The sequence below is a fragment of the Microvirga tunisiensis genome, assembly GCF_009296175.1.
GTDB classification, from domain to species: domain Bacteria; phylum Pseudomonadota; class Alphaproteobacteria; order Rhizobiales; family Beijerinckiaceae; genus Microvirga; species Microvirga tunisiensis.
Map to the genome: position 1 here is coordinate 1 of NZ_VOSK01000188.1, position 13,022 is coordinate 13,022.

Annotated in this window: 5 protein-coding genes; 1 reads left to right on the forward strand and 4 read right to left on the reverse strand. The window is 61.3% G+C overall.

Annotated elements, in window-relative coordinates; all coding sequences use genetic code 11:
* The first annotated feature begins 1,052 nt into the window (after positions 1 to 1,052).
* Positions 1,053 to 1,550 carry a GlcG/HbpS family heme-binding protein gene (locus tag FS320_RS28640; RefSeq protein WP_152715674.1) on the forward strand — a complete coding sequence of 166 codons (498 nt, stop codon included), beginning with the start codon at positions 1,053 to 1,055 and terminating at the stop codon, positions 1,548 to 1,550.
* Positions 1,551 to 1,565: 15 nt separating this feature from the next.
* On the opposite strand, the gene FS320_RS28645 is transcribed toward FS320_RS28640, so the two are convergent.
* The 4 genes from FS320_RS28645 to FS320_RS48455 form a co-directional block, all read right to left on the reverse strand.
* Positions 1,566 to 3,329 carry a GMC family oxidoreductase gene (locus FS320_RS28645; RefSeq protein ID WP_152715675.1) on the reverse strand — a complete coding sequence of 588 codons (1,764 nt, stop codon included), beginning with the start codon at positions 3,327 to 3,329 and terminating at the stop codon, positions 1,566 to 1,568.
* Between the two features lie 14 nt (positions 3,330 to 3,343).
* On the reverse strand, positions 3,344 to 4,102 hold the full coding sequence (locus tag FS320_RS28650) for a gluconate 2-dehydrogenase subunit 3 family protein (RefSeq protein WP_152715676.1): 759 nt from the start codon (positions 4,100 to 4,102) through the stop codon (positions 3,344 to 3,346).
* A gap of 11 nt (positions 4,103 to 4,113) precedes the next feature.
* Entirely contained in the window at positions 4,114 to 5,439 is a 1,326-nt protein-coding gene (locus FS320_RS46210; protein ID WP_152715677.1) for a PRC-barrel domain-containing protein, read from the reverse strand.
* Positions 5,440 to 6,570: 1,131 nt separating this feature from the next.
* Positions 6,571 to 12,843, reverse strand: a complete 6,273-nt coding sequence (locus tag FS320_RS48455; RefSeq protein WP_152715678.1) for a putative Ig domain-containing protein — start codon at positions 12,841 to 12,843, stop codon at positions 6,571 to 6,573.
* Positions 12,844 to 13,022: the final 179 nt, after the last annotated feature.

The window sequence follows — 13,022 nt, forward strand, 5'->3', positions numbered from 1 at the left end:
CCCAACAGCTCCAGCACCAACCGCTTCAGATCGGCGTTCGACAGGCCATCAAGATCCGGGGCCGGTGACATGCAGGGGATTGAATCAGAATTGTCGCTGCGCCGGAACCCCGACCCGCCAGCTCAGCCCGGACTTTTGCCAATGTTGCAAAAAGCCGAATCAATTCGCAAGTAAAAGGCTGGTTCCAAGCGACTCAGCGTTTCGCACTTGATTCTATGTCCTGAGTTATAGGATCGGCGCCTCAGTGCACATCTCGAGGTTCTTCTCTCCAAGATTCAGAGTTTTGATCTGAAGACTATGAACGAGCAGAAATTCGACCATCAATATTGACGGCAGCCTCAAAAACCCGCGCTCTCGGAGGAGGGAACGTCAGGTACTAGATCCTTAGCACAGTGATTTTGACGGTTTGACACCGCCAAGCTCGTGCTGCGGACTTCGCATCTGGTACCGAGGCCCCGTCCAATGGGGATCAATCCACTTGCAGATCCCGCACCGCTTCGAAGTGCCGTCACAAGAGACGGCAGGCCAACCGGTCAAAATCACTGTGTCGAGGATCTAGTCCAGTTCATGACTGTAGCCAATCGGCTCTGTTGCATTATCCTGTCAAGCCAAAGGATGGAGTGGCGATCACGGTCGGAAAGCACGCTACCGATTGTGCCCCGGCCAGTTAATGCAACAGAGCCATCGGAACCTCATCCTGGGGCCGCCTTCGTCTATCTCATCCTCGTCCGCAAGCCGATCGAGCAGGATGCCTGATTCCTCAGGGCGCGCCAGGAACCGATCGAGTCGGCGGCGATCCGCAGGTCCGATCAGTTCCTGGCAACCTGCGTGCGAAAGCCACGCGAGCAGCGCCCGCACGGCGGAAATCCACCGGATGGAACAGTCGACGGTCGCACGTCGTTTGGCTCCCGGCAGGCCGACTCCGCCGAACCAGGAGAAAGCCTCATAACGGATCCCTCGTCACAACTTTCGCTCATTGGCTGATGGCGAGGGCTGTCATTTCCCCACCACCTGTCGAGGGATGCAGGGCTGCCCTGAACAGGGAGGCGATCATGAAAGCGACCACTCGTTCCGCTGTCGCAGGCTTGGTGATACTGATGGGATCAGCCGCCTCTCCGGCCTGGTCCCAAGCGCAGGATCAACTCCCGCAGAAGAAAGTTCTGACCCTGGAGGCAGCCCGCCGGGTGGTCGCAGCCGCGGAAGTGGAGGCACAGCGCAACAATGCACCTGCCGTGCTGGCGGTCGTCGATGATAGCGGCTGGTTGATCCTGCTGGAACGCATGGACAATGCACCCATGCTGGCAAGCGTCAAGATCGCACCTGGCAAGGCCAGAGCAGCCGCAATCTACCGAAAACCGACTCAGGTCCTGGAGGAAGTCATCAACCGAGGAAGAACGGCCGCGGTGACGGCGCCAGGCTTCGTTCAGATGCAGGGCGGCGTACCGCTCATGGTGAATGGCGAAGTCGTCGGCGCCATCGGCGTCTCTGCCGATACGCCTGTGCATGATCAGCTGATCGCAGAGGCCGGAGCCCGAGCACTCCTGCCGTGAGCAGGACGCCATCCGTCAAAGAAGCTGGCCCGGATTGTTGAGGTACCGTGCCTTCATGGCCTCCAGTGACCGATAGCTCAGGGCCGCGACCGTGTTGGTGGGATTGTAGCCTGCGTTCTGCGGGAAGGCAGACGCCCCGTGGACGAAGACGTTCGGCACATCCCAGCTCTGGAGATAGGTATTGATCGCCGACACCGTTCGATCAGCGCCCGTGATGGCTCCCCCTGTCGTATGAGTCGTCTGATATGGCACGATGCTGAACGGAACCGGCGGCAGAGAGATCTTCAGGTGCGTCGGATTCGTGGCGCGGGCGATTTCCGTCATTCTGCCGGTCAGGAACTGCCGCATCTTCAGGTCGTTCTGCGGAAAGTCGAAGGTCACGCGCAGAAGTGGCATACCAAAGGCATCGCGATAGGTGGGATCGAGATCGAGGTAGTTCGTGCGCCGGGCGTTGCTCCCGCCATGTGCCTGGATGGTATAGGTTCGATCATACCAATCGTGCAGAGCTCTTTTCCAGCCGGAGCCCCAGGTCGGAGTTCCGTCGGGCAGAACCGTTTGCTGGATCGGGCGTGCGCCTGTGGTTTGTCCAAGAATATACCCGCCGCCGACAAAGCTATGCGGTCCATGATCAAAATTATCGGAGTTGAACTCATCGATGACCATTCCCATTGCGCCGGCGCCCGCATAGGCGTTCATGCGCCTGTCGGCGTAAAACGGGTACGCATACGACATGGTCTGATAGGCAAAGTTCCTGCCGACAACCCCCTGCCCCGTTGCCGGGTCATAGGGCTGGCCAATGCCTGAGACGAGCATCAGGCGCACGTTGTGCATCTGATATGCGCACAGCAGGACAAGATCCGCCGGCTGGAACGTCTCGCGGCCTGCGATGTCGAAATAGGTTACTCCGCGCGCAGCCTTCCGGTCCGGTGTGAGTTCGATCCGCGTGACATGACTATCGCAGCGCAGCTCGAAGTTCGGATTCTTGAGCGCGATCGGCAGGACAGTGTTGAACGGGCTCGCCTTGGACCAATTGTAGCAGCCGTAGCGTTCGCAGAATCCGCAATAGGTGCAGGGACCCATCTGAACACCGTCGGGAGTGGTATAAGAGTCCGCGCTCATGTTGGAGGCGGGCTGAGGGAAAGGCTTGTAACCTACATTCCTTGCGCCTTCGGCGAAAAGCCGCGGGCCGAGGCCCTGTTTCAATGGAGGCGTCGGGTACTCGCGTGAGCGCGGGGCCTCGAAAGGGTTGCCGCCCGGTTGAATGGCTCCCTTCAGGTTACCAGCCTTGCCCGATGTTCCGCAGACATATTCGAACTTATCGTAGTAGGGCTCCAGGTCGTCATACGTCACGCCCCAGTCTTGGATGGTCAACTCGGGATCGATGAAGCTCTTGCCGTATCGCTGCTCATTATGGCTCCTCATCTGGAAGTCGGCCGGCTGGAAGCGCCAGTGCTGGCCGTTCCAGTGCAGCCCGGCGCCGCCCAATCCTTCACCGAGCAGGAATGCCCCGAGCCGACGCATGGGAAGCGCCGCCTCGTCCGGCTTGTTGCGAAAGGTGAGAGTCTCGCGTGCGAGATTCTGGAAGATCTCGCCACGCGAGTTCCACTTGATCTCATCCAGAGCTTGCGGTGCGGCGAAGTCTGGTATGGTGTCGCGATAGCGCCCCCTCTCGAAGCCTACAATCCGCAAGCCCGTATCGGCGAGTTCACGAGCGGCGATGCCTCCCGTCCAACCCATCCCGATGATGACGACATCCACATGGGGCATCTCCCGCGGCATGCTGGCCTCCCGCTTCAGGAACCGATGGCGATCGGCTCAATTTCGTAGAGTTCACCATTGAGGTCGACGGCCGCCGTCAGGACCGGGTTGGCGCCAGGGAAATTGATCATGCGCCACGCACTCATATCACGGTTTCCGCCATAAAGCGGGTCACCGAGATAGCCCTCGACCGTATTCTGCCAGAGAACCTGGAAGAAGGTTGCCGACGAGATGCCATCGAGTTCGATCTTTCCGCCTTCCAGCAGAGTCAGAACTTCGTCCTGATCAGTTGCAGCGAGTTCCACGAAGCGCTTTCCCTTGGTCCCGAGGCACCATCGATCAAGCGCCAGGAACGCCGTGCGATAAAGCTGAGCTGGCGTCAGAGGAAGTTGCCAGCCCTGTGATCGGGATCCCTCGGCCCAGGGCCCCGCCATGTACCAGCGTGCCGCAGCGCCGAACTGCCCGCCGAGTTCCCGGTCGATGAAGGTCACGACTCCCGCCTCTACTCCTCCCGGGCCGAAATCGTCCGCGGGAATGAGCCGGTCCACCATCGCGGTCAGCGTCTCCACTTCGGCGTTCGTCAGAAAGCGATAGCCCTGGGGAGCGGGAGCGGGAATCTGGCCGGGGCGAGGCGCCTGGTTTGGCGGCACAACCGGCGCAGTTTGCGGTGTTCCCGCCGGGACCGGCGCCTGGGCGTGGGCCGCATCCGCCGCCAGCGCCGTCGCGGCGGCACCCGATATGAGGAAGTGCCGCCGCGACGGATTTGCGGGCTTCGCATCGGATGAGTTGGTCATATCGGCGCTCACTATTTGAGGCTGTCGAGATAGGCGATCACGTTCTGACGGTCCTGGTCGGATTTGATTCCAGGAAAGGTCATGTAGGTTCCAGGGGCGTAGCCGCGCGGACTCGTGAGAAAGGCATCGAGCTGGCCTTGGTCCCAATTCCCCGAATGTGCCTTCAGCGCATTCGAGTACCGATAGTCCGAAAGTCCGGCGATCGGCCGGGCCGTGACGCCGAACAGGTTGGGGCCGACCCGTGTGGGCCCGCCCTTCTCAAATGTGTGGCAGGCCGCGCAGGCTCGCTGAGCCGCAGCTTTTCCATGCGTCAGATCGGGGCCTCCGCCAGTTCCTCCCGAGGGCACTGCGGTTGCGGTCTGCGCCGCCGCCGGATCGCCGGTCGCGGCCGTAGGACCGGTCGCGCCCTCGCCAGGGGATGCCTTAGGATCGGAGGACGGTCCCGTCGGGCTTGAGGCCGAGGCCGGCGCACCGGGATCGGGCCGGCGCGGGCCGGTCGGCGCAGCACTGGCCTGCAGGCTGGCGGGACCTCCGGCATTGGGGGCATTCTCGGCGAGTTCTGTGCCGAAGTATTGGGCAACCGCTCGGCGCCAGTCTGGGTCCTGAAGCAGCGCATCGACGTCCTGATCGCGGATCTGCGGTGCATTCTCGACCTTGCTCGCAGGAACGCGGAGAGAAGGACGATCCCATTGCCCGCTGAACGCGAGGATCCCGTAAGGGATGATGACCCGGTTGCGATCCCAACCAAGAAAGCCGCCTGATTCGAGCGTCACATAGGCCGTTCGCCCTGTAACTTTATCGATGATGATATTGGCGACCCGGCCCAGAGTGCGGCCCGTATTCTCAGGATCGACCACCTGGCTGCCGATGAGGTCGCGCGACGACAGGAAGTATGGCGTGTCCGGCGCGCCAGCAACTGCCGATGGCCCGGGCTGGGGAGCCGACGACGTAGCCAGAGGCTGGGCGTTGGTCTGAACCTGCCCGCTAGACCCTTGGGATTGAGGTTGGGTCTGCGCCGCTTGCCCGGTCCCGCCGGACGGCGCGGGTTGAGCGCGCTGACCTGTACGTTGGCCAGGCTCTGCGCTCCGTCGCGCCGCCTCGACGGCCCCGGGCGACGTCGCTCCCGGGGACGATGCTCCGGGGGGCGGGGGGGGCGGCATTTGCACTGGCATTCGGTCCGGATCTCGGATCGTTCGAGGCTCTTTGCGTGGACGCGGCCGGCTCTGATGGCTTGTTGGTGCGTGCCGGCTCCTGCGGGCCAGCCATCGGGGTTGATAGCTGTATCGGCGGTAGCGCGGGCAATTGCAGAAGCTGCAGGACCTGCGCGGCAGCCGCATCGCAGCCTGCCGCGTCCCGCGCCTTCAGCTTCGCTTCGGCCTCCGTCACAAGCGGTTCAATACGTGTCTGCACATCGGGCGCCGCTCTCGGAAGGGCCGTTTGGATGCGGGTCAGGTCTTCGGCGCAGCTTGCCCAAGCGATGGTAGGAATGAGGCTAGAAAGCGCTGCACCCGAGAGCAAGATTGCTGATAGGAGGCGCATGCCTGAGCGTCCTCTTTCTGGCCGTCCCGGGCCCTCGGGCAATGGTCAAGGTCAGGCGAGACCGATTGCGAGCGCTCGAAAATTGAGGTGCCCGTCAACAACACACCATCTTGGAAGTTCCGCGACGGATCTTCAGCATATCGCCAAGAGATCCCTTACCAGGTTCTCACAGACGGGATGATCCTCCATTCATGATGGGCGATCCTACCGGCTCCGCTGGCTGATCCAGCCGCATCTCCAGACAATGGGCTTAACCTTAACACCGGCTAGGCGAGCCAGAGGGGTTCACGTTTCCAGCCGCCTGTCCGGCTCCGGAAAAACAAGGGCTATTCCCGCTTACCCCAGCCTTGGCGGTTTCATCCGCATTCGGATCGATCGTGCCGGGAGGATTTCCGGGAGGATTGACCGATGGACCACCCGCAGTCGACGAACCTGTCGTCTTAGGATCAGAACTCTCCTGGACTGGGAACCTGTCGGTGCCGGCTGCGCCGGTACCGAAGCTCGGAGCAGCCTTGGGGGTTCCTGGCGCTGAATCCATCGACCCCATGCCGGCTTGCGCCAAGGCACCACCTGCACCGAATGACAGAGCTGTGACAAGAACCAGATGGCGCGACAGACTCTGGATCATTTGCATTCTCCAGCTTGAACACATTGAGCCCCTGACTGGGTAAAACCGACTAGGACGATTATGTTTCAGCGAGGCCGGCCACTTTTCGGATCCCGCTTCGTCTCCTCTCTTACCCAGTAAAGCTTACAGGGCTGAGACATTTCCATCGCTGATCTATACGCGTAATTCCGATAGCGCCTTATCTAGAAGGGTCTTTACTTGCGTGATGTGACAACGCCCTCGTGCATGCTCCTTGCGGTGGGGTCAGGAAGGCTGATGGATGCCCCAAGTTCTGTGACCTGAAGCATCCATGTATCGGCGATCAAATCGTGAAAAAGTCTGCGGAGGTCAGCTTCAGATTCTTGGCGAGTTTGGCAAACTCCACCGCCTTCCCCGATCCGGAGCCATCCGCGTCGTAGGAGAGAATGCCCGTCTTCTTGTTGTAGATGACGTAGTCGTTCTTGTCCTTCGCCTGCTCGCCGATCGTGAAGTAGGCCTTGTTCAGCTTCCCGGCTTTGCCGATCTTCTTGAAGACGGCGTTGTCGAGTTGCAGAGTGTCATCCTTCACCGAGAAGTCGCTGATGGTGTCGAGATTCACCGTTCGATCAGTTGTCGACGTGCCGAGCTTGGTGGTGAATACGAACGCGTCCTTACCGGTGCTGCCATACAGCCTGTCATTGCCGTAGCCGCCGTTGATCACGTCGTTCCCGGCGCCGGCACTGATCGTGTTCTTGCCCGTGTTGCCGGTCATGACGTTGTCGAGTTCATTGCCGGTGAGACTGACGGAAGCCTTGCCGGTCGCGGTTACATTCCTGACCCCCGGGGCGAGCGTCAGACTCGTGGAGGTGGTGACGGAATCAGGAACAGGCGGAGGCGGCGGGGGTGGCTCGATCACCGGCTTCGCAGGTGGCGTGAATACGATGCCGACCGTGTCATCACCGTAGATGATGTCAGTGCCGCCGGTGCCATAGAGCTTGTCCGCTCCGGCCCCGCCGACGAGGAGATCATCGCCGCCGTTGCTGTAGATGGTGTCGTTCCCACTGCCGCCCAGCAGAGTGTCCTGCACGTTGCCGCCATAGAGTTCATCGTCGTCGGCCCCGCCATCGATCCAGTTGACACCTTCGTTGCCATAGAGACGGTCCCTGCCCTCGGCCCCGACCAGCACGTCCTGGGCATTGCCGCCGAAGAGCTGATCGTCGCCCGTGAAACCCTCAAGCCAGTTGTAGCCGTCGTTGCCATAGAGTCGGTCGGCGCCTGTGCCGCCATTCAGAATGTCGTTCCCGTTGCCGCCGCTGAGCTCGACCGGGGTGCCTGTGCCTGTGGGATTGTAATTTGGATCCGGACTCGGTCCTGCCGGAACTGCGCTGACGACCGTATCGCCGATCTGGGTATTCGCGATCGAGAGCAGGTCGAACCAGGTCAGCTGGCTGGTGCCGAAATCGAGGATCACGTCGCCCGTCTTCGGGCCGGGGAAGTCGTTGAAGACGATCGCACCAGCATCATTGCCGAAGAAAAGGGCGAGCTTGTCGTGGCCAGGTGTGCCGATGCGGTTCGTCACCCCTCGCACGAAGGTCACTTTGACGTCCTGCGGATTGAAGCCGCTGATCTTGATGACGTCTTCACCGGGGCGGAAGTCCCAGATCAGGTCGATCCCGTCACCCTGAGCGTAGTAATAGGTATCCTGCCCGTCATTGCCATACAGGTTGTCACCGATCGCGAGTTCCGTCAGCTTGCCGGTGGTGAGATCACGCAAGATCCTGCCGTTATCCTGGCCGCCGTAGATTGTGTCATTGCCGCCCTCCCCCTGCATCTCGTCGTTGCCGAGGCCACCATGAATCCAGTCGTCGCCGTCGCCTGCTTCGATGAGGTCGTCGTAGGCACCTTCGGCGATAGGACCGCCGGCGTTTGATTTGATTAACAGGGTGAACGTGTCGGACGCCGTGAACGAACCGTCGCTCGCCGTGATCGTGAAATCCAGGCTGCCGGTCTGACTTAAAGGTGGCATGCCGGAGAAGGTGCCGGTCATCATATCGAACGCGACCCAGGACGGCAGGGCTGTTCCATCCGCGAGGGTCGCGGCATAGGTTAGGCTGTCACGGTCCACATCGGAGAATGAGCCCGTAGGAACCTGGAACCACCAGTTCGTCCCCGGCGAGACCGCCTGATCGAGGATCGGTGCGGAGACGATAGGCGCGTCGTTGACCGGCATGACGGTCAGCGTGAACGTGTCGGATGCGATGAGCGCTCCGTCGCTGCTGATGACCTTGAGATCGATGGGGCCTGTATAGTTCTGCGGCGGCGTGCCGGAGAAAGTCTGAGTGATCGCGTCGAACAAGAGCCAGGATGGCAATGCCGATCCATCAGCCAGGGTCGCCGTGTAAGTGAGATCACTGTCCGCATCCGCGAACGAGCCAGACGGAACCGCGAAGGACCAGGTCGTCTCTTCGGACACGGTCTGATCGGCGATCAATTTGGCCAGGATCGGCGCATCGTTTACCGGCGCGAGGGTAAGCCTGAACGTATCCGACACTGCGAGCGAACCGTCGCTTGCGGTCACCGTAATGTCCAGGTTGCCAGGTTGGTTCAGGGGCGGTGTGCCAGAGAAAGTGCCGGTTGCCGCATCGAAGGCGAGCCATGAGGGAAGCCGCGATCCATCGGAGAGTGCAGCCGTGTAGGTCACGCTGTCGCCGTCGATGTCGGAAAAAGCAGTATTCGGGACCTGGAACGACCAGACCACACTCTCGACCGCCGTCTGATCGGCGATTGGGGTAGCGATCATCGGAGCATCGTTGACCGGCGTGACAGTGAGCGTGAACGTGGCAGACGTGCTGAGCGAACCATCACTCGCCGAGATCTTAAGGTCGATGCTGCCGGTATAGTTCAGCGGCGGCTTGCCCATGAACGTCTGCGTGGCCGCATCGAAGGCGAGCCACGGCGGCAGCGCCGCGCCGTCCCACAGGGTCGCTGAGTAGATCAGGCTATCGCTGTCCACGTCGGTGAACGCTTGAGCGGGTACCTGGAAGGTCCAGGCCGTATCCTCGGAGATCGACTGGTTCGTGATCGCTGTCCCCACCACCGGCGCGTCGTTGACCGGCGTGATTGTCAATCTGAACGTCTCCGACACGTCGAGCGATCCGTCACTCGCGCTCACCGTAAGATCGAGCGTTCCGGTCGAGTCCAGAGGTGGCGTACCGGAAAACATGCCGGTGACTGTGTCGAAGGAAAGCCACTCTGGCAAAGCCGACCCATTCGACAGAGTGGCCGTGTAGGTCAGAGACGCGCTGTCGGAATCCGAGAACGTGCCAGCTGGAATCTGGAACGTCCAGAGAGCGTCTTCTGCGATGGTCTGATTCGGGATCGGGGCAGCAGCGGGGGCGTCGTTCGTAGGCGTCACCGTCAACCCGAAGGTGTCGGAAAGTGCGAAGAAACCATCGCTTGCCGTCACGGTGAGATCAAGCGAGCCAGTGAAATTCTGAGGTGGTGTGCCGGAGAAGGTTTGAGTGGCTGCGTCGAACGTGAGCCACGACGGCAACGCCGCTCCATCGGCAAGCGTCGCCGAGTACGTCAGGGTACTATCAACGTCGTCGAAGGTGCTCGCCGGCACCTGGAACGTCCACTGCGTGTCCTCGGCGATGGACTGGTTGCCAATCGAAGGACCTCCCACCGGCGCATCGTTGACGGGATCGATGGTCAGTTGGAATGTCTCAGACGCGCTGAGCAATCCGTCACTCGCGCTCACCGTGAGATCAAGCGTGCCCGTCGAATCCCGAGGTGGTGTCCCCGTGAATGTGCCGTTCTGCGCATCGAACGACAGCCACGCCGGCAGGGCTGATCCGTCCGACAGCGCTGCCGTGTAGGTCAGGGACGTGCTATCGACATCCGAGAAGGCACTGGCAGGCAACTGGAATGCCCAGGGCGTGTCCTCCGCCACGCTCTGATTGGCAGCCGGAGCAGCCACAGGAGCATCGTTGACCGGCTCGATGATCAGTTTGAAGGTACTGGACGTCTCCGAAGTGCCGTCCTTGGCCGTCACCTTGAGGTCAAAGGAGCCTGTGAAGTTTCGTGGTGGGACGCCGCTGAAGGTCTCGGTCGCCTCATCGAAACGCAGCCAAGGCGGCAACGCGGCCCCATTGGCCAGACTGGCCGTGTAGGTCAGGCCGGAGCTGTCAGGGTCGACGAACGCATTGGCGGGCAGGGTGAAAAGCCAGGGTGTATCTTCCGCGACTGTCTGATCTGCGATCGGCGCAACGACCGGTGGATTGTCGATGGCCAGGACATTCAGGGTGAACGTGTCGGAGATGGAGAACTCACCGTCATTTGCGGTGACCTCGAGATCGAACGCGCCGCTGATGTCCCGAGGCGGCTTGCCGGAGAAGGTGCGCGTCGAAGCGTCGAACGTGAGCCATGACGGCAGCGTCGCCCCATTGGCAAGAGTTGCCGTGTAGGTCAGGCTGCTGCTGTCCACGTCGGCGAATGCATTGGTCGGCACCTGGAAGGTCCAGTCTTCCTCTTCGTGGATCGTGACGTCGGTGATTGGCGTGCTCAGGATCGGCGCGTCGTTGACGGGATCGATGGTCAGCCTGAATGTGTCGGATACGCTGAGCGATCCGTCGCTTGCTGTAACCTTCAGCTCCAGGTCTCCGCTGAAATCCCGAGGCGGCGTGCCAGAGAAGGTGCCTGTGGCCGCGTCAAACGTCAGCCAGGATGGCAGCGCCACTCCATCGCTCAGTGTGGCCGCGTAGGTCAGGCTGCTGCTGTCCACGTCGGCGAATGCATTGGTCGGCACCTGGAAGGTCCAGGCCATGTCCTCGGTGATAAACTGATTGCGGATCGGCGTCTTGACCACCGGTGCGTCGTTGGTCGGCGTGATCGTCAGGGTGAACGTGTCGGACGTGCTGAGCGCGCCGTCGTTGGCCGTGATCGTGAGGTCAATCGAACCGGTGAAGTCTTCGGGCGGTGTGCCGGAGAAGGTTTGGGTCGCGGCATCGAAGGAGAGCCAGTTTGGCAGAGTGCCACCGTTGGCCAGCGCTGCCTTATAGATCAGGCTGCTGTCCACGTCGGCGAATGCTTTCGCCGGTACCTGGAAGGTCCAAGCCGTGTCTTCAGGAGTCGACTGATCGACGATCGGTGTCCGCACAACAGGCGCGTCATTGACCGGATCGATGGTCAGCGTGAACGTGTCCGATACGGTCGCGGTCCCATCACTGGCCGTGACCCGCACCTCCATGGAACCATTGGTATCCTGCGGTGGGGTGCCCACAAAAGTGCGGGTCGAGGCATTGAACCCGAGCCATGCCGGCAACGGCGAGCCGTTCGCCAACGCGGCCGTGTAGGTCAGGTTGGCGCTCTCCACATCCTTGAAAGCGCCTGCAGGAACCTGGAACGACCACGGCGTGTCTTCATCGATGCGCTGGTCCGCGAGGGGTGCGGCCACGACAGGCGCGTCATTGACCGGCGCCACTGTGAGCGTGAACGTATCGGTCGTGCTCAACAGCCCATCACTTGCTGTAACGGTGAGGTCGATTGAGCCGTTGTAGTTCTGCGGCGGCGTGCCGGAGAAAGTCCGGGTCGCGGCATCGAAGGAGAGCCAGCTCGGCAGGGCCGCGCCGCTGGCCAGAGCCGCCTTGTAGGTCAGGCTGGCGTTGTCCACATCCGTGAACGCTCCCACTGGAATCAGGAAGGACCACGACGTGTCCTCGGCTACGGTCTGGTCCGCGACCGCAGCGGACACGACCGGTGCGTCGTTGACGGGATTGATGGTGAGCTTGAACGTGTCCGATGCCGTGGCAGCGCCATCGCTTGCCGTGACCTTCACATTGTAGGTACCAGTAACGTTCGCCGGCGGCGTCCCGGCGAACGTGCGCGTGGTGCCGTTGAAGGTCAGCCAGGACGGCAGCGCTGAACCATCTTCCAAGGCGGCCGTATAAGTCAGGCTGGCGTTGTCCACATCCGTGAACGCACCTGCAGGTATCTGATACGACCATTGCGTATCTTCGGCCATCGACTGATCGGCGATGGGTTGCGCCACCACGGGCGTGTCGTTGACGGCGTTGACGGTGAGCTTGAACGTGTCAGAGGTGGACAACGAACCATCGCTGGCCGTGATCTTGAGCTCGATGGAACCGTTGAAGTCCTGGGGCGGCCTACCTGTAAATGTGTGGGTCGCAGCATTGAAGCTAAGCCAGCTCGGCAGCCCCGCTCCAGTGGCGAGCGTAGCCGTATAGGTCAGGCTGCTGTTGTCCACATCTGTGAACGTGCCGGCTGGAACCTGGAACGACCAGATGGTGTCTTCCGCAATAGTCTGATCGATAATATTCGTCCTGACGGTTGGGGCGTCGTTGACTGGTGAAATCGACAGTGTGAACACATCGGATCCGACGAGCCTGGAGCCCTCCCGCGCGTAAACCGCAATCGCGATCGAACCGTTCTGATCCTGTGGCGGCGTGCCCGAGAAGGTGCGGGTGGCAGCGTTGAACGTGATCCACGACGGCAGGGGCGTTCCATCAGCCGAGGTTGCCGAGTAGGTCCAATTCCAGGGAAGCCAGTCGGAGAGCTGGTAGGACCATGCGGTGTCTTCCTTAACGGACTGATCCACAAGAAGTCCTGAGTAGGAATATGTCACGCTTGTGCCTTTCCAATCGCGCTAGTTCCTCTGCACAGAGATTATGACTCTTTGGCGCGTGGGTCTCTCGGGACGGTGTTGGGATAGGCACGGCCCATCTTGGCGCGGGCTTGTTCGGTGGTGAACATCCACTTGATCTCGGCACCGGAGGC